19 protein-coding genes and 1 pseudogene are annotated in these 16,889 nt (G+C 40.3%); 4 read left to right on the top strand and 16 right to left on the bottom strand.

The window, feature by feature from the left end:
• Positions 1–676 precede the first annotated feature (676 nt).
• The 5 genes from RMX89_RS20100 to RMX89_RS20080 all read right to left on the bottom strand — a co-directional run bounded on the left by RMX89_RS20100 (position 677) and on the right by RMX89_RS20080 (position 4,738).
• On the bottom strand, positions 677–1,297 hold the full coding sequence (locus RMX89_RS20100) for a Uma2 family endonuclease (protein WP_322690178.1): 621 nt from the start codon (positions 1,295–1,297) through the stop codon (positions 677–679).
• 57 nt (positions 1,298–1,354) lie between these two features.
• Entirely contained in the window at positions 1,355–3,094 is a 1,740-nt protein-coding gene (locus RMX89_RS20095; RefSeq protein ID WP_322690177.1) for a DnaJ domain-containing protein, read from the bottom strand.
• Positions 3,078–3,884 carry a hypothetical protein gene (locus RMX89_RS20090; RefSeq protein WP_322690176.1) on the bottom strand — a complete coding sequence of 269 codons (807 nt, stop codon included), beginning with the start codon at positions 3,882–3,884 and terminating at the stop codon, positions 3,078–3,080. Before RMX89_RS20090 ends, RMX89_RS20095 begins: the two co-directional genes overlap by 17 nt.
• Before the next feature lie 215 nt (positions 3,885–4,099).
• Positions 4,100–4,498 (bottom strand): type II toxin-antitoxin system VapC family toxin, encoded by a 399-nt coding sequence (locus RMX89_RS20085; RefSeq protein WP_322690175.1) that lies wholly within the window; start codon positions 4,496–4,498, stop codon positions 4,100–4,102.
• Between the two features lie 6 nt (positions 4,499–4,504).
• Entirely contained in the window at positions 4,505–4,738 is a 234-nt protein-coding gene (locus RMX89_RS20080; protein WP_322674803.1) for a hypothetical protein, read from the bottom strand.
• Positions 4,739–4,798: 60 nt separating this feature from the next.
• On the opposite strand from RMX89_RS20080, the gene RMX89_RS20075 reads away from it, so the two are divergent.
• Both RMX89_RS20075 and RMX89_RS20070 read left to right on the top strand, forming a co-directional pair.
• Positions 4,799–5,032, top strand: a complete 234-nt coding sequence (locus tag RMX89_RS20075; RefSeq protein WP_322674802.1) for a hypothetical protein — start codon at positions 4,799–4,801, stop codon at positions 5,030–5,032.
• A gap of 62 nt (positions 5,033–5,094) precedes the next feature.
• On the top strand, positions 5,095–6,780 hold the full coding sequence (locus tag RMX89_RS20070; protein WP_322686589.1) for a SulP family inorganic anion transporter: 1,686 nt from the start codon (positions 5,095–5,097) through the stop codon (positions 6,778–6,780).
• A 488-nt stretch (positions 6,781–7,268) separates the two neighbouring features.
• On the opposite strand, the gene RMX89_RS20065 is transcribed toward RMX89_RS20070, so the two are convergent.
• The 3 genes from RMX89_RS20065 to RMX89_RS20055 form a co-directional block, all read right to left on the bottom strand.
• Positions 7,269–7,940, bottom strand: a complete 672-nt coding sequence (locus RMX89_RS20065) for a pentapeptide repeat-containing protein (protein WP_322690214.1) — start codon at positions 7,938–7,940, stop codon at positions 7,269–7,271.
• A 115-nt stretch (positions 7,941–8,055) separates the two neighbouring features.
• Positions 8,056–8,178, bottom strand: coding sequence for a hypothetical protein (locus RMX89_RS20060; RefSeq protein ID WP_322690174.1), 123 nt, complete (start codon positions 8,176–8,178; stop codon positions 8,056–8,058).
• A 2-nt stretch (positions 8,179–8,180) separates the two neighbouring features.
• Positions 8,181–8,855 carry a cadmium resistance transporter gene (locus RMX89_RS20055; protein WP_322674799.1) on the bottom strand — a complete coding sequence of 225 codons (675 nt, stop codon included), beginning with the start codon at positions 8,853–8,855 and terminating at the stop codon, positions 8,181–8,183.
• A 587-nt stretch (positions 8,856–9,442) separates the two neighbouring features.
• Here RMX89_RS20055 and RMX89_RS20050 point away from each other — a divergent pair.
• A complete protein-coding gene (locus RMX89_RS20050) occupies positions 9,443–9,883 on the top strand; it encodes a Crp/Fnr family transcriptional regulator (RefSeq protein ID WP_069074674.1) in 441 nt (146 codons plus the stop codon).
• Positions 9,884–10,009: 126 nt separating this feature from the next.
• Here RMX89_RS20050 and psb35 read toward each other — a convergent pair whose 3' ends face one another.
• The 6 genes and pseudogenes from psb35 to RMX89_RS20020 form a co-directional block, all read right to left on the bottom strand.
• A complete protein-coding gene (gene psb35, locus RMX89_RS20045; protein ID WP_322674798.1) occupies positions 10,010–10,237 on the bottom strand; it encodes a photosystem II assembly protein Psb35 in 228 nt (75 codons plus the stop codon).
• Positions 10,238–10,552: 315 nt separating this feature from the next.
• Positions 10,553–11,593, bottom strand: coding sequence for a D-alanine--D-alanine ligase (locus tag RMX89_RS20040; RefSeq protein ID WP_322690173.1), 1,041 nt, complete (start codon positions 11,591–11,593; stop codon positions 10,553–10,555).
• A gap of 39 nt (positions 11,594–11,632) precedes the next feature.
• Positions 11,633–11,794, bottom strand: a pseudogene (locus RMX89_RS20035) (SET domain-containing protein-lysine N-methyltransferase); the annotation flags it as partial.
• Positions 11,795–11,834: 40 nt separating this feature from the next.
• On the bottom strand, positions 11,835–12,989 hold the full coding sequence (locus RMX89_RS20030) for a KamA family radical SAM protein (protein ID WP_322690172.1): 1,155 nt from the start codon (positions 12,987–12,989) through the stop codon (positions 11,835–11,837).
• A 375-nt stretch (positions 12,990–13,364) separates the two neighbouring features.
• On the bottom strand, positions 13,365–13,988 hold the full coding sequence (locus tag RMX89_RS20025; RefSeq protein WP_322690171.1) for a Uma2 family endonuclease: 624 nt from the start codon (positions 13,986–13,988) through the stop codon (positions 13,365–13,367).
• A gap of 72 nt (positions 13,989–14,060) precedes the next feature.
• Positions 14,061–14,993 (bottom strand): hypothetical protein, encoded by a 933-nt coding sequence (locus tag RMX89_RS20020; RefSeq protein WP_322690170.1) that lies wholly within the window; start codon positions 14,991–14,993, stop codon positions 14,061–14,063.
• A gap of 184 nt (positions 14,994–15,177) precedes the next feature.
• Between RMX89_RS20020 and RMX89_RS20015 the strand changes: the two genes are divergently transcribed.
• Entirely contained in the window at positions 15,178–15,513 is a 336-nt protein-coding gene (locus tag RMX89_RS20015; protein WP_292733993.1) for a hypothetical protein, read from the top strand.
• A 186-nt stretch (positions 15,514–15,699) separates the two neighbouring features.
• Here the strand turns inward: RMX89_RS20015 and RMX89_RS20010 are convergent, their stop codons facing one another.
• Positions 15,700–16,005 (bottom strand): hypothetical protein, encoded by a 306-nt coding sequence (locus tag RMX89_RS20010; RefSeq protein WP_322674792.1) that lies wholly within the window; start codon positions 16,003–16,005, stop codon positions 15,700–15,702.
• 241 nt (positions 16,006–16,246) lie between these two features.
• On the bottom strand, positions 16,247–16,843 hold the full coding sequence (gene coaE, locus RMX89_RS20005) for a dephospho-CoA kinase (protein WP_322690169.1): 597 nt from the start codon (positions 16,841–16,843) through the stop codon (positions 16,247–16,249).
• Positions 16,844–16,889: the final 46 nt, after the last annotated feature.

Raw genomic sequence — 16,889 nt, 5'->3', positions numbered from 1 at the left:
TTGTGGTAGATGTGTCTTCATTTATTATTTTTGCTATTCTCAGCATAACAAAAACGATTCTTTTAATAGCAAAAATAATTGAGAAAAAAATAATCAACTAACAAGAAATAAAATTACTGATATTTAGACAAATTTATTGTTAGTTAATTGCTTCCCATCTATTACTATTTTGGTGAATTATAGTTGTTATTTTCCACCGCAACTAGTAAGATAATTCCTAAAAACAGTCACATAAGATATACTTTTAGATTATTTATTGTTCCGTTGTCTGTCCAGAATCTTTGCTTTACCAAACAAAAACATATCTTCAGCGCTGTTTAGGAGTTGTGTGAAGTTAAACTGGTTGCAGTATATTTACTTGAGCAGGATTAGTTTTTGACATTAAGAAGCCAGATTATTCCCCTATTCTCTAATAATTTATAACGTTTTTTCTGAATATGCAAGATGAAGGCTATAAAATTTTAATATGTCAATACTTCTCAAGGGTTAAATATCTTACCCTGCTGACAGATGACATGGGGCGTTTATAGGAGTCTATCCAAAGATAACGAAGAGTGCTGAGTCAAAGACTGTTCGCAAGGAACGCAGTATGTATCCAATTATATAAGTAACAAGTATTAGTACAATGTTTATCGTAAGTAAAAGAGTTGAATTTTGAATTTTGAATTTTGAATTGTTAATACTGTTCTCCCGAAGCAGCCTTAAACACTTGTTCGGCAGTTAGATTCAGCTCTGTTAAGCTTGGCGATTGAATTTGCTCATTACCACAAAACTGAGTTACTTGATATTCGCCATCCACTAATATATAAACTGATATTGTCGGTTGTTTAGGATTGCCGATAAACCGTTTTCCACCAAGAGCAGCATAGTCAACAATCCAATATTCTGGAATTCCAATTTCCTCATATTCAGCGAATTTGAGAAAGTAATCATCTCGCCAATTTGTACTCACAACTTCTACTACCAATGGAATTGATGCTGCTTGAGTAACTGTTGATGATTTTTTCCAAAGTGGTTCATTAATTAAGTTTGGGATATTCAATACCAGCACATCTGGAATATAACCAGATTTTTTATCGACAGATTTGATTAATGCTTGAGCCGGAATCGAATAAGCTAGGTTAAACCGGCGAATCTCAAAATTGAGTTCTCTAATCAGAAATGCTCTAACTAACTCATGTTCCCCTGTCGGCTGCATTTCAACTATTACTCCTTTATGTAATTCATATCTGCCGTTTTCTGGTTTCCATTCGACAAATTCTTCAAAATTTATCGCTTTTACTAAATGTTGAAACATAACACTATTTCCTCAAATATTATTCATATTTTGACTAGCATCGATAAACTGCTAACTTCATATTACCTGTCGCTGGAATTCTTTATAAGCTCGATTAATTGCTTGCATTGAGGCTTTTGCGATCGCAGAACTATTAACATCAGGATGATACAATCTTGCTAATCGACGGTAGGCAATTTTAACAACATTGGGGCGATCGCTCTGATTTACGCCCAAGACTTCCCACCATTCGCCCGATAATCCAGAGTCGAGAGTAAATTGACTCCAAATCTTGATGCTTCCGCCATTACCGCCGCTTACCAGCGTTTTACCATCAAGGCTGAAAGCAACGGGATTACACCCAGAAAGATTTTGTAGTAATTCCCCAGTGTGGAGGTTCCAAAGTTTGATTGTACCGTCTCGGCTGGCACTGGCCAAGGTTTTTCCATCGGGGCTGATGGCAACAGACAAAACCGCCGTTGAGTGTCCAGTCAGAGTAGAGATTAATTCTCCAGTTTGGAGATTCCACAGTTTAATTGTGGTGTCTGTGCTACCACTAATAAGAGTTTGACTGTTATGACTAATAACAACTGTATTCACCGCTCCCAAATGTTCAGTGAGAATATAGCGTTGTTCCCAAGTTTTGGTATCCCAAAGCCTAATAGTTTTATCGGCACTACCAGTTGCAAGGATTTTACCATCGGGACTGATGGTGACAGATAAAACTGCGTCTGAGTGTCCATTCAATGTGCGTTTTACTGTTCCCGTGTAGCGTCCCCAAATTCTAATCGTTTTATCAGCGCTACCACTAACAATAATTGCTCCATCAGGACTATATGCTACCGAGTTAACAAAGCCATTATGACTGTAGGGAGAATTTAAATAAAAGAATGTATGGAGAAATTTTTTTGTGTCTATCTGCCAACTGCTGATTTTGCGATCGACACTACCACTTGCAATCTGCTGTCCATCAGGGCTGATAGCAACAGATAAAACTGCTTCTGCTTGTCCAGAGAATGTATAAAGCCATTTTCCGGTTTTCAAATTCCACAAATTAACTTGTCTGTCATCACTGCCACTGATTAAGGTAGTACCATCGGGACTGATTGCGATCGCATTAACTGCCGCTAAGTGACTCTTGAGTGTGCGTACACATCTCCAAGTTTCAGGTAGCTGGGTTGTCAAAGATATTTTTTCTGGTTCAATATTGGGAGTAAAAGGTTTAGGGGTAACAAATTCTGATTTTTTATTGAATTCAGCCTTAAGCGCTTGTAACTCGTCTTCCATTTCCAAAACGGCAAATTTTTGGTTGAGATCGTCACCAGATAAAAATGCATCTAATTCCATCACTGCTTCGGAATAGTATCCCATCTGCAAAACTTTCTCTTCCATCCGCTCAAAAAGCTGTGCTGGAGTTTCGCTAATTCCTGATTCGTCTAACAGTTTGGCAATACCATAGGCGGCGAGTCCCATCACTGCACCAATTCCCGCCATCGGGACTGCACCAATCCCAAATGCCAGCCCTACTTTTGGTGCGACTAAACCCATACCACCGACGATGCTATAAACACCAGCACCACCGACTGCACCAATTCCCATTGCACCAAAAGCAACAGCATCTCCTTCTGCTATGGCTTTAAAAGCGCCATAAGCAGCTGCACCAGCCACAGCGCCAGCACCGACTACAGGAGTTACACCAATACCGACTGCGCCAAATCCGCCTGCTAGCCCCATCCCGCCTACAGTTGCGGAAACACTAGCACCTGCTAGGGTTCCGCCTGCAATGAATGCTGCCCCTGTTTTAGAATTCTGTGTCATTGCCTAATGTTTTCTTGAAATTTTCTAGAGTCATCAGATTTTGTCTGAGTAAAGTTACTGTTGCTTGCTGCTGTTGAAGCTGAGTTAGAAGAACAAGCACAATTTTATTTTGTATTTTTTTATTTACTACAGCTTGAAGAGCTAAATCATCATCATTGTTTTTCAAAGCGTCCTGAACTTTTTCGTTCCAGTATTTAATTTCTTTCTGGGCTTTTTCAAAATATTTCTCAATACCTTCTTGATTAGCAACAGCGCTGTTGACAGCTTTTTTTGTCTCATGAATAGCTTCTGTTAAAAGCACTTTGCTGTCTTTTTTAGCTTGAGTTTGCTCTTGAGGTTGAGGTGGTAGCATTAATGCTTTAAGTTGCTGTAATTCATCATCAATCGATACATCAACATCTTTATATTCAAAGCTGATGAATGTTGGTGAAACCTCACCGATGTTAGACTCACTCCGTAATACTTCATTCTGTGTTTTTGAAACCTTTTGCTCCCAAGATTGCAAACTACTTTTAATTGCGTCTACTTGTGGTTGTTGCTCCTCTACCAGGGTTTTTAGTCTACTAGCGATTGCTTGATATCGTTCCTTTTGGAATTTCGCTTGATTAATTAAATTCTGATTACCTCCTTGCACAGCAAGGTGATATTCTTGTTCCCATTTATCAGCTTCGGCTTGAGCTTTTGCATAGTCTCGTTGAGCAATTTCTTGGGCTACTCTAGAGTGGCTTGCTCCTTCGCGTAACTTTCGTAGGGCATCCTGTGATGATTGATTTTGGTCGTACAGTCCCATAAGTTTATCTGAGTAGCCTGATTACCCAGAGAGTATACTAATTAATACTATTGCGTCCTCGTAAAAATTACTTAAGCCTTGACTTTTCCTTTTAATGCTACTTCAGGAAAGTCTCAGTACAATATTTAATTAATTCGTAGCAAAATAAATTAGGCAAAGCTCTGCGTTAGTCTGCGTCCCTTTGCGTTTAAAAACATAACGATTTTACGCACTCATTACCAAATAATCGAAACTAATCCTGATGCAGTTATATTTGAATCACAGGTTAATAGTTGTACTTCATTACCTTTACTTGCTAAAACTAGTGCAGTCGCAGTAATTTGCCTATCGTGCATTTTATTAATAGCAGATAAGCTCATAGTTATTTTAATTACATCTTTGTCAAGTGGATAAATTACCACACGCGGATCGGCTTCAACTACTGAAAGTAAATTCTTGGCAGAAGGGATAGATGTTCTTCCTCTCTCAATAATCCAAACAGCTTCAGCTAATGTTGTAGCTGGTATAACTAACTGGGAATCAGGATTAGAAAGAATAGCATTGGCATTCGCACCTAATCGCGAATTTCCTTCAATAAACCAGATGAGAGCATGAGTATCAATCACGTACTTCATAATTACCTATGACCAGTCTAAGCCATCTTCGGTATCTCCATTAAATTCAGTAATTTTAAAATCGTTTTCTGTTGATTGTTTCTTCCCAGAAAACATACCAAACCGCATTATCTGCTTTTGGATTGGAGATTTTTCTGGTTCTAAAAAAGTTACAATAACACGGCTTTCTGACACATTAGATGGTAATTCTGAAAGTTGTATATTACCGTTTTTATACACTCCTTCAATCGATTGCAACATTAGTATTTACCAAATTTGTACTCATATAAATTATAAAGTGAATACTAAAAATAGGCTTATTTGTTTAAAAACATCAACTTTTTGGGCTGTACTGGCGCTAGCTGCTGTGCGTTTGGATTAAAGCAGAAATTTATCTCTGTAACTGAGACTTTAGGTAGCGATCGCATACCATATACACACTCTATCGATTATGTCAAGCAAGCCTGCGCTTTTATTAATCAGCAAATAGGCGAACTTGAACCAAAACCCATACGCAATCAGGGAATTCTCAATAACCCTGATGAAATCTACTAAAAAGATGGAATAACATTTGTGTGTGCTTCAGCAAATTGTGTATAAGAGTTAAAAATGACGATATGGCAACATCTAATATCCTCAAAGAACCACAGCTTTTGCGGCTGGGTAGCTTGTTTAGTGGGCTGCGTGGCGATTTCACGGGAGGACTAACAGCAGCAGTGGTGGCATTGCCTTTAGCTTTAGCCTTTGCCGTGGCTAGTGGTGTGGAACCAAAGGCGGGACTTTATACCGCGATTGTGGCGGGAATTGTCGCCGCAATTTTTGGTGGTTCCTCAGTACAGATTACAGGGCCAACAGGTGCAATGGCTGTGGTTTTGGTGGGAATTGTCGCCAAATACGGCCTTGAGAAAGTTTGGATTGCTGGGGTGATGGCTGGGATTATCCAAATTGCCTTGGGGGTTGCCAAACTGGGACAGTTAGTCAAATTTATTCCCTATCCGGTAACGGCAGGTTTTACTAATGGTATTGCCGTGATTATTTTTTGTGGTCAGTTAAATAATTTCTTTGGTTTAAAATTACCACGTAGTGAACATTTTTTACCCGGACTTTGGCAAAGTCTAACTCATGTAGAAGCTCTAAACTGGGCAGCAGTTGCCTTGGCAGTTGTGGTAATTGCCACCAATCTTTTGTGGCCGAGGATCAATACAACAATACCAGGTTCTTTAGTGGGACTAGTGTTAGCAACTGCGATCGCTTCTGCTTTCCATCTGAATGTACCAACAATTGGCACGATTCCTCAATCTTTACCGATGCCTCAAGGTATTCCCCACTGGAATGATTTTAGCCTGATTCGGGAACTAATTAACCCAGCTTTGGCTTTAGCTGCACTGGGGAGTATTGAATCTTTGCTATCGGCGGTAGTGGCAGATGGTATGACTGTCAGCGAGAAACATAATAGCGATCGCGAATTAATTGGTCAAGGGTTGGCTAATATGATTGTGCCATTTTTTGGTGGTATTCCTGCCACAGGTGCGATCGCTCGGACTGCTGTCAATGTCCGTTCTGGCGGCAAAACCCGACTATCTGGGGTAATTCACGGTGTTGCCTTAGCCATCATCGTTTTAACTTTAGCACCCCTAGCAGCACAGATTCCTTTAGCAGCACTTGCTGGGATTTTGATGGTGGTTAGCCTGCGAATGGTTGAGTGGGAAGCTATTGGTTTATTGATGCGTGCTACCTACTCAGACTTTGCTGTAATGATTCTCACCTGGCTAGTGACAATCTTATTTGACTTAGTTCTCGCTGTCGAAGTGGGATTGATTGCAGCCGGAGCCTTGTTCATCAAACGCATGAGCGAATTGAGCCTAGCCAAAATACCTGAAACCGAAGTATTTCCCCCTGGTACTCCTCTGGAATTAGGTAAAGAAATTGCCGTTTATCGGGTAGATGGCCCCGTATTTTTTGGTGCTGCTGAACGGTTTGCTACTTTCCTCCGCGATGAACCGGAAGTAAAGTATTTAATTCTCCGGTTGCGGTTTGTACCAAATATGGACACAACTGGGTTAGTAGCCTTAGAAGATATTTATCATGACTTGGAACGGCACAATTGCCGCTTAATTCTCACAGGTTTACAACCCGAAGTCCAACAACTACTAGAACGTACAGGATTGTTAAATACAATTGGGTTATCAAATTGTTTTGAAACAACCACAGAGGCGATTTGCTCTATCTCTCCTCAGATTGCATGTTCTCAACCTGTCGCGGCTGATTTGAAAACAAAAGAATTGCTGGAATTAAATGACTGAAAATATTTTGCCATTAAGAGGATGTTTGAAAAGTCGCAAAGTATCTTAGTACCGCAAGGCACAAGTGAAAAGTCACGCATAATTGTATTCCAAGCTCTTGCGCCATTTGCAATGGTATGTTTATTTACGTGGTACTGTACTATTACAATGTCTAAGTTAGTTAGGACTTACGCAAGTGTCACAAAAAAATCGGATTTGTAGTTTGTAGTAAGCGGCTCTAGCCCTTATTTTGAAGACTTTAGTCCTCTCTTCTCTTTCGGAGACGCTAACGCGAACGAGACGCTGCGCGAATACTACGAACTGAAAATAATATGCCAGTTGCGTAAGTCCTGTTAGTAATGAAAAATTTGTAGTAAGCACTAAAGTGCTTAGAAAATTAACGACTAAAGTCCTTACTACGAACTTGCCTATTAATTAAAGCCTGTATTCATTGCTGAATCAGGCTTTTGATATTTTTTATTCAACTCGTATGGAGAACTTCAGTTTAATTACCGAATAGCGAATCCTTCCGGTCTGATTGCATCTTCCAAATCAACACCCATCAGGTTAGCTCCTTGAATGTTTGCATTTGTCAGATTTGTATCTTCCAAGTCTGCGTTTTGTAGGTTAGCGGTTTGCAGATTGGCTCCCAGTAGATTGGCTTTCTCTAAGTCTGCATCAAATAGGTTTGCTCCCACCAGGTTTGCTCCCCAAAGGTTTACCTTGCCTAAATCTGCTCCTTGAAAGTTAGCCCCTTGTAAGTTTGTTTGCTGCAAGTTAGCTCTTTCTAAGTCTGCATTTTGTAAGTTAGCACCTTCCAAGTTTGCTGCTTGCAGGTTTGCATCCTTTAACATTGCCCCAGCCAGGTTACAGCCGACACATTCATTAGTTTGTAATAAATGTCTAAGGTTATCTGCTACTGACACTATTGGCGATACAACTGGAGATATTACTGGTGGTGTTACAGGCTCTATTGGTAATTGAAGCGGAGATATTACTGGTGGTGTTACAGACTCTATTGGCGATTCAACTGGAGCTAGTTCAGATTCCGTAGATATGGATGGTGTTAGTGCTTGCGCTCTAGCGCTGGGCTGGATAAGCAGAGTAAATCCCGCGACAACTACCAGAAACACTGCTTTTACGAGCCACTGAGTTAATTTTTTAGAGTTGGATTGATTCATTAGTTCCTTCATAATCTGATTCCTATTGGTGGGCTTGCTTTTATAAGAGCCATCGATAATGTGCTTTATTCTCACTTTAGATAACTTGATTGATAAGAGCAAATATTATTGTTATTCATATTGATAAATTCAAGTGATTAAAAAATCTTTTTGGATGGGAACCGATCGCTGATTTGCTTACATCATCAAAAATTGCGATCGCGTGGAGCGTCCACTCAAGGGGGAGCGATCGCTTCATACCTAATTCCCAAGCATTGCCAGACTAGGTAAAAGACGATATGTTTCACTTTTAATTAAGATAGACAGTCCCAAGTAAATTAAGATAAAGGGGAAGATTTTGCGACCATAGCGAGTTAAAACGGGAGTCATCAGAGGATTACGAGTCAAGTTGTAAGAGAGTAAACACCACATCCCAACAGCGCAATAACAAACACACAGAATTACGCCCAAACTTGGAAGATTGCTACTGGCAAACAACGGTACATAAATTCCAATGTTGTTTCCTCCATTGGCAATGGTGACAGCAGAAACACGGTAAGTTTGAGGATCGCGGATGGTTGCTAATAGTGATTTCTTCTGGCGTGCAGATTTTACCGGAGAGGTGAAGTCAACTGACACAGCTTGCACTGTCTCTTCTTGTTCTTCTCGACTGATGAGATTACTGATACCAATGGCGACGGGAAGTAAACCTAGTAAACCAATCCAGCTGCTAGGAATAATCAGACCCCCGAAGAAACCAGGGAGACTAGCACATACTAAGGTAGTAAATCCCAGGAATTCACCGAGAACAATATGCTTAGGACGAAAGCTACGATTGACTTTACCGAAAAAAGCTGTCAAATATAAGTTGTCGTCAAAGGTAGTTGCAAAAGCGACAGAGATTCCAATCAATAATGTACTAATTAGCCAAGCCATAATTGTTGCTCACAGTAATTCTAATGCTGTTTGTGTTAATCTTCTCTGCTTCTCGATCTGAGGGCAGGTTCAGAGATTTTGTGACTGTTTTTCTAACGACAACCGAGCGATATTCGTTATTTATCAGCCAATGATCCAATTTTTAGAGGCATTGCCTCCAATCAAATTGGTGATTTTTTCTCAGCAAGGTACCTTGGGAGCTCATGAAGTCAATATTATGGCTTGCAGCCAAATAAGAGCAAATACTCTTGTTTTTTAAAATGATAAATAAAAGTGATTGACAAAATTACTAAATGTTTTGGGCTTTGTACCCATTGACACTCATGAGGGAAAAACGGAAAGAAAATAGCCTTTAACCTTTTCCCTAAACTAAATTCTGAGTTCAAAATGCACAAAACGAGTAGTATTGAATACTGAGCTATTGTTTGAGAAACTTCTATGCAATCGCTCTTATTGAAGAGAACTCTTGTCAGATGATAAAGGCTCGGATATCCTTGACGGCTAGCATTCAACATCGGTAATATGACTAATCGCCCTCTGACTTCAGTTTTGAGATGTTCAGTAATGTTGAATTTTAACTTGTAATTATGCTAACCAGTGTTGACCGTTTATTATTTGTCCGGCGAGTCCCGATTTTTAAGGAATTGCGGGATGATTTTATTGTGCGGCTCACTTCAGTGATGAACGAATTGTCATTCCCAGCTAATTACACCATCTTTCGACAGGGAGAAGAGGGGCGATCGCTCTATATTGTCGTCTCCGGTCGAGTTAAAGTTCACATTGGGAATAAACAGTTGGCAGAGGTGGAACAGGGAAAATATTTTGGTGAGATGGCAGTATTCGATACTCAACCTCGATCTGCCACTGCCACGACTCTAGAACCTTGTGAATTTTTAGAACTGACGCAAGAGCAACTATATGATGCGATCGAAGAAACTCCCGAAATTGCGGTGAATATCATTCGTGAGTTATCCCGTTTGATTCGCAGATTGAACGACGATATGAATGTAACTTCTTTGCGGAGTTAATAGGCAAATGTAGAGATGTAGCACTGCTACGTCTCTACAAGGCTTCTGAATAATCTAAAATGTGGTTCAAAATAAATGAAAACTGCTGTAAGTTTGATTATTAAACTCAGCACTCATCACTGCTTATTATTTAGGTTCACCCACACCCGGAGTTTCTTCTTTATCAACTTTAGGCACAAAATCAGGACGTTCTTTGCTTTCCCAACCTGCGGGGCGTTTCGAGTTGTACCAAGCTATTGAGCCAATGGTGACAGCAGCAACAAAACCAACGACATACACCAAGGTAAAAGCAACAGGAAAATGAGGGGCAGCATCTATAGCTGGTGCTGCTGTTTGCATAAATAATAAATTCATGAGTATATTCTCCACAGTCAGGTAACACTATTGAACACCCTATAAGATGAGCGTATCACCTAACATCCCTCTGTAGTTTAGTTTGAGCAACTTCATATTGCATAAAAAAGGCAGAGGGGAGGGGGAAGTCGCTGACAGGTGTAGGTGTTGTTGTACCTGTCAGCCTGCCCCCTGCCTCTTCTTCAGCAGGCGTTGCAGAGAAAGTGTGATGATTTTGTTAGTTTTGTAGGATAGGCCGAAAAGCCCGTCTCTTGTATTTTAGGGCTATCGTGTCGCCCACCCTACAAGAATCATCCCTTGATTCAGCAACGCCCTTCAGCATTTATATCTTTGCCATGCAGACTCGACTATTTCAGCAATGATTTCTGTATATGTCATACCACCCAAACGTCCGATCATTGGTAAGTCTGAGCGGATATGATGTAGCCCTGGCAATGGGTTAACCTCCATAAACTGCAACACACCGCTAGGATCGCAGCGTAGATCCACGCGGGCAGCATCACGGCAACCAAGAGTATGGTAAGCATCCAGCGCTAGTTGCCTTGCCTGTGCTGCCAGTGGTTCGGGATCTATAAGCAAACGATAAGATACCCGTTCCAAATACTCATCTTTATTAAGGGTGGTGTAGGCGAAAGCTTCCACTTGACCTGTAAAAATTACTTCCATCACACCTACTACCCGTGAGTTGCTACCGTTGCCAATAATGCCTACTGTTACTTCTCTACCAGGAAGAAAGGTTTCCACGAGTATTGGTTGCCCAAAAAGTTCGTGTAACACTTGATAAGTATTGACTAGCTCCTCGCGTTCTTTGACAAGAGAACGCCCAGTTACCCCTTTAGAACTGCCTTCCGCCATAGGCTTAAGGAAAAGTGGCATTGGCAACGACACAGCTGCTGCCTCTGCGGTAGTATTCGCGACCTCAAAGGGGGCTGTCGGCAAACCGCGATCGCGCACTACTCTCTTAGTTAGTGCCTTGTCTAACGTCAGGGCGCAGGTAAGCGGATCGGAAAAGGTGTAAGCTTGAGCGAATAATTCGCAGATTGCCGGGACTTGAGCTTCGCGAGAACGACCCTTTAAACCCTCAGCAATATTGAAAACCAGATCCCAGCGATCGCCTTTTGCCAAACGCAGAGCAAGTTCTCTACCATTACCGACACGTTCAACCTGATGACCTAACTGCAATAGTGCAGTTTCCAGCCCGATGATGGTTTCTTCATCGTCGAACTCCATCACCTCAGAGGCACTGAAACCAGCCTTAAGGTAGTCTGCCTTAAGGTCAAAACACAGACCAATAAATAACCCCATACCCCGATAATTCCCAGTGAGAAAGCTTTCTCTGTTAGCTTTAACGTACAAATCAAATATCTTAATTAAAGAATTTCGATTACTAAATCCTTAATTAAGTGAAAATATCTCATCAACAACATCAAACCATATAGGAGATTTATCATCAGGAGAACCATTGTAGTTAGCAGTAATTTCTTCTCCCACTTCTATATCTCGGTAGGCAATCAGATCCAACTCTCGGTCAGCGAATTTTTTCACATAATAAGCATTGGGATTGAATGATTTAGGATTGCTATATGTAGGGTTAAACCTACTTTACTGGATCTATATATGTGTACGTCTTACCTGCCCAATTTTGCACTGTAGCTGTACCATTCTCATAAGCAACTAGAGTTTCGGCTTGAATTGGGACTTTGCCACCACCACCAGGGGCATCAATTACATAGGTTGGTACAGCGTAGCCAGTAGTATGACCGCGTAATTTAGAAATTAAATCAAGCCCAGTTTGCACGCTCGTTCGCAGATGTGCAGTCCCAACAACAGGGTCGCATTGATAAAGATAATAAGGTCGTACACGCAGCTTCAGAAGACCGTGAAACAGATTTTTCAGGGCTTTTTCAGAATCATTCACACCTTTTAACAGCACGGTTTGACTGCCTAGAGGAATGCCGCCATCAGCGAGGCGATCGCAAGCTTGTGCCACTTCTGGGGTAAGTTCCTGCACATGACAAAAGTGCAAAGATAGCCACACACGATGTTTACGTAGCAAGGCAACCAGTTCTGGTGTAATTCGCTGCGGTAAAAAACTCGGCACGCGGGAACCAATGCGGATAAATTCAATATGCTTAATGGCACGCAGCCGCCTAAGCAAATTGTCTAAAGGTTCATCAGCCATCAATAGAGGATCGCCACCGGAAATTAGCACATCACGGATCTCGGTGTGTTCCTCCAGGTAAGCGGCGATCGCATCCAACCGCCGCGTTACTGGGTACATCTCACCTTGGCTCACCAAACGAGAGCGGGTGCAGTAACGACAATAAGCAGCGCAGCTGTCTAGGGCAAGCAGCAACACTCGGTCAGGATAGCGGTGTACGAGTCCTGGTACTGGAGTGTCGCCATCCTCACCGCATGGATCTACCATGTCTGCTGGACTAACTATTAGTTCTTCTTGACGTGGTATCACTTGTAACCGTAGTGGACAAAGGGAATCTTCTGGATCGAGTAGCGATGCAAAATATGGAGTTACGGCTACAGCAAACTTCTCTGGTGCAATTAAAAGTCCCTGTTCTTCGGTAGCACTAAGCCTTAATAACTTCTGAAAGTGTTCCAGCTTAGTCAACCGATGCCGCATTTGCCAGCGCCAATCGTTCCAGTGTTCCTGGTTGTAAGTCTCTCCCAAAATCTGACAAATTTCTTCACACCGAATATCAGTTACTAGAGGATTTAGAGTAATGTTTTTGATCATAATCAGACCGAAATTAAGCTGAGAATAATAAACCAATCACAGCCTAATAGAGTGCGGCGCAAATCCAGCTACCATCTCAATTAAGCAAGCAGACAAGTAAGGGCAATTCATGAATTTCCCCTACTCAAGTCCCTTGTTAAAGGTAAGCAAATTTATCTCACAGTGGATTAGTATGTTTACTTAGATTTTTAGGTAAAATAAAAAATTTACTTTCAAGCTCACAATAAGTGTTTTTCTATACTAAGTAGATTGGGAGATCGTAGCGATCGCTCAATCTACAACTTGTGTAGAATAATGCAGTCAGCTACGTCACATTTGATTACCGTTGGGCGATTGTGGCGAGAAGACGACTAAAATAAATTTCTTCGTTGCTAATCAGCGACTCATTGCAAAAATCTGTTCAGCCGTTAAGGGAATGTTCGGAAACAATCTAAAATCAATTCGATCCTGCCCTCGAAACACCTTTGGGGGTAAATACTCTCCATCTTCAAGTTGGTAGATTGTAATAGTTGGCTGTTTGGGAGAGCCAATGAACCGAATGCCACCAAAAGCAGCATAGTCCACAATGATGTACTCAAAAACGCCCAAGTCCTCATATTCAGCAAGTTTTGTCAGATAGTCGTCCTTCCAGTTGTTGCTAACGACCTCAATGACTCCGGGTGGTGGAATATATGCAGCAGCAGAACTAGAGCTAGTTTTCATCCTCTGCCATTCAACTCTTGCAAATATGACAATATCTGCTTTCCGGCTTTTTTCCTTTTCGCCTGGTGCTGTTTTGAGGCGAACCTGCTTGGACTGGCGCGACACGTAAGGCAGGTCATTTTCTTGGCAGTGATTTTCTAAGTAAGCACACAGTCGCTCGATCAAATCCTCATGATTTGCATTTGGTTCTGATAATGGCACAGGAATCCCATCCAATAGCTCAAACTCTCTGCCTGAACCATCGTCCCAGGCAAGAAATTCTTCAAAAGTCAGTGGTTGTGTGACGGTTGCGTACATCGCCCTCGCTCCCTTGCTGACGGGTACTTCACTCAATGCTACCAAGATGTACAGCTTTATCTATGGCTTCAATCATCTCATAGGTCTTGGATGGACACACCTTTCTAAAAGTTTTTGTGTCTTTCCTAACAAATTATATGCAATGATGTTTGATGTGATATTACCATCCAGATTATCGCAAAAGTACGAAGAATGAGCATCTTCTGCTCCAACAACCATTGCCATATCTGATTGACCCATATTTCTTAATGTTTTCTCCATCGCGTTTGCATACTGCCACACATACTGATCGCAGAATAATAAATCTGAGCTAATCTCATCTTCTATGGCAGCTTTGAGAGGATAGGCAATTAAATCAGAGGAATGAATTATATTTACCCATCTCAACTTCTGCAATCCAGCAGTTTTTTCTTTATTAAAATTTTTAAAATAATAATTGATAACCGAGAAATCAATATCTAGCATTTGCTTAAGGAATAAGAGAGGAGAACCCAATGTCGTAATGCTAGCTAAATTTAACAGATTTAGTTTCTCACGAAAAATAAAAGCTGGATCATCATTGTCTAAAGTATCTGAAAAAATGAGATCCCACAGAATTAAACTACCTAGAGAATGAGCAATCAAATGAATTTCTTGTTGATTTGAGTGGTCATTTAAGAACTGACTCAGTTGTTCAACGATAGCTTTACGTATTGCTTTATCGCGATCGGGATTTTGATAGATTAAAAAATCACCTAAAAAATTACTGATTATCTCATTTCTTCGTTTTCTGTATCTGTAAATATCATCATACGAACCTTTATATTCTTTATGATGTTCACAAAATCTAGAAAAATCCTTCTCAATACATCTAATAGTTTGATGTTTTTTATTGTTGAATAAGTTCCCCCAAAAACTTGAGTAAAAGTTTGCAGGAATTGCTAGTTTGTTGTGGATTTGTTTTATGATTACGTCAGCATATCTAGAATTCTGAGTGTTGACACCGTGGATAAAGAATACAAGCATACTGGTGAATAATTACAGTTATAACTGCTAGGAATTGTACTGTTATAATATTTCACCATAACCAACCTTAAATCACTGCGCTATAAAACAATTGTTATTTGATGTTGAGCCGTACAAATTTCGGGGAACACTAAACTTGAAACCCAATGAGTCTGTTATATCAGTATTTATTAGAGGATATAGTATGGATGAATTTGTAAGGAAAGCAGCTGGAATAGGTTTGCCTGCAATTGTACTTATAATTACGATGGCTACTACAGGTCTTACTGGTGCTGCTGCTATTACAGCAGCTTTAGCAATGTTGGGGCCAGGAGGGATGATAGGTGGTATAGTTCTGCTGGGAATAATAGGATTGGCAGCTGATATGTTATCTAAGTTTGGTCTAGAGGCGTTGTTAATAGCCATCTATAGACAACGCTTACAAAATGGGGAAACTCGTAACAATATCTGCCAAGAAATTAACTGGCTACCTATCTCTGGAGATTTAAGGCGCAGGCTTAGAGAAGAATTTGGGTGCTAATTGCTCTAAGTAAGCGATATTTGTTAGTGAGTATCGCCTCATCTGCTAAATTTAAGGAGAGATTCTGGAAATGCGATCGCGTACGGCGGGGCCTAGCCCATCGCACAAATGCCGCTCATCTTCTTTCACAGCTGTACTATTGTGCAAATAATCGCTCACGCAATTTCAAGCTTTCGCTAACAATATTTAGTCATTCGGTATTTGCTTGAGTAAAGCTATCCACATATCAGATGGAGCGGAGTAATAATCAATTTCTTCAACTTGATATTGATAAGATTCACAACCTTCTCGTAAGATAATGCGATCGCAAGCTTTAACGCTTTTCCCTACTCCAGTCATGTACCCGATTGTTCCTTCATTGAAGCGCTCAAATATGTAGTCGCCTCCACAAACTTGTTGTCTGTAATCATGGATTTTATTCTTTTGTTTTAATTCTGTTACTGGCGAGATAACCAAAGCTAATTTATTTAAAAAACTAAAACTTAAGTTCATACCTGTTATGATTGAAGAGAAGGCACTTAAAAACATTTAAAAAATAGAACTTATAATTTATTTAAAAGTCATTCTTTTAAATTTACAGTACTATTAATCGCATATTCAACTGTAAAATCACCTAACTGTAGGACAATATCTGGTGAGATATAAGTTTTTTGCTTAACTATCTAGTATTAATTAATAAGCTTTTTATGTCTTGAAAATGTCATATATGTATATATTTTAATAAAAATATAATTTAGTTACTACTTGTCGTAGCTAGAGCTACATCTATCTGCTTCAGTAGTATTTCTAGGGTAAAAGAGTTATCTAAAACGACATCTGCATGAGCCACTTTTTCTTCGATGGATAATTGGCTGTTAATCCTGGCTCGTGCCTGTTTTACATTTAAATGGTTTCGTTGTATCAATCTTTGTAGTTGTTGCTCTTGAGAACAACGCACTACCCAGATTTCTGTTACCAAATCAGTCATCCCAGCTTCAAATAATAGAGGCACTACTAACACCAGTATTTGTGACGAAGATTGAGCAATTGCTTTGAGGAAGCGATCGCGCACATCAGGATGAATCAAATTGTCTATCCAGTTGCGTTCATCTTGGCGATTAAAGATAATTTCGCCTAGCTTTTGGCGGTTGAGGCTGCCATCTGGTAGTAAAATTTGTTCGCCATAACGTTGAGCGATCGCATCCAAAATAGGCGAACCTAAAGATACTGCCTCTCTAGCATAAATATCTGCATCCAAAATCGGCAAGTTATAAGTGCTAGCTAAATAATTGGTGACAGTAGTTTTGCCTGTGGCAATACCACCAGTTAAGCCGATTATGCGTTTTGTCATTTGTCATTTGTCATTTGTCATTTGTCATTTGTCATTTGTCATTTGT

This window comes from Nostoc sp. DedSLP04 (assembly GCF_034530775.1).
In the GTDB taxonomy this organism is placed as follows: Bacteria; Cyanobacteriota; Cyanobacteriia; order Cyanobacteriales; family Nostocaceae; genus Nostoc.
This window is presented reverse-complemented; position numbering and strand designations above follow the sequence as displayed.

Bases quoted from the DNA above. Each gene is read 5' to 3' on its own strand.
- RMX89_RS20060 (WP_322690174.1), bottom strand. From the start codon at position 8,178: ATGAAGCGATCGCTCCCCCTTGAGTGGACGCTCCACGCGATCGCAATT.
- RMX89_RS20010 (WP_322674792.1), bottom strand. From the start codon at position 16,005: ATGAACTTAAGTTTTAGTTTTTTAAATAAATTAGCTTTGGTTATCTCG.
- psb35 (WP_322674798.1), bottom strand. From the start codon at position 10,237: ATGAATTTATTATTTATGCAAACAGCAGCACCAGCTATAGATGCTGCC.
- RMX89_RS20065 (WP_322690214.1), bottom strand. From the start codon at position 7,940: ATGAATCAATCCAACTCTAAAAAATTAACTCAGTGGCTCGTAAAAGCA.
- RMX89_RS20090 (WP_322690176.1), bottom strand. From the start codon at position 3,884: ATGGGACTGTACGACCAAAATCAATCATCACAGGATGCCCTACGAAAG.
- RMX89_RS20080 (WP_322674803.1), bottom strand. From the start codon at position 4,738: ATGTTGCAATCGATTGAAGGAGTGTATAAAAACGGTAATATACAACTT.
- RMX89_RS20070 (WP_322686589.1), top strand. From the start codon at position 5,095: ATGGCAACATCTAATATCCTCAAAGAACCACAGCTTTTGCGGCTGGGT.
- RMX89_RS20055 (WP_322674799.1), bottom strand. From the start codon at position 8,855: ATGGCTTGGCTAATTAGTACATTATTGATTGGAATCTCTGTCGCTTTT.
- RMX89_RS20100 (WP_322690178.1), bottom strand. From the start codon at position 1,297: ATGTTTCAACATTTAGTAAAAGCGATAAATTTTGAAGAATTTGTCGAA.
- coaE (WP_322690169.1), bottom strand. From the start codon at position 16,843: ATGACAAAACGCATAATCGGCTTAACTGGTGGTATTGCCACAGGCAAA.
- RMX89_RS20050 (WP_069074674.1), top strand. From the start codon at position 9,443: ATGCTAACCAGTGTTGACCGTTTATTATTTGTCCGGCGAGTCCCGATT.
- RMX89_RS20025 (WP_322690171.1), bottom strand. From the start codon at position 13,988: ATGTACGCAACCGTCACACAACCACTGACTTTTGAAGAATTTCTTGCC.
- RMX89_RS20020 (WP_322690170.1), bottom strand. From the start codon at position 14,993: ATGCTTGTATTCTTTATCCACGGTGTCAACACTCAGAATTCTAGATAT.
- RMX89_RS20015 (WP_292733993.1), top strand. From the start codon at position 15,178: ATGGATGAATTTGTAAGGAAAGCAGCTGGAATAGGTTTGCCTGCAATT.
- RMX89_RS20095 (WP_322690177.1), bottom strand. From the start codon at position 3,094: ATGACACAGAATTCTAAAACAGGGGCAGCATTCATTGCAGGCGGAACC.
- RMX89_RS20085 (WP_322690175.1), bottom strand. From the start codon at position 4,498: ATGAAGTACGTGATTGATACTCATGCTCTCATCTGGTTTATTGAAGGA.
- RMX89_RS20030 (WP_322690172.1), bottom strand. From the start codon at position 12,989: ATGATCAAAAACATTACTCTAAATCCTCTAGTAACTGATATTCGGTGT.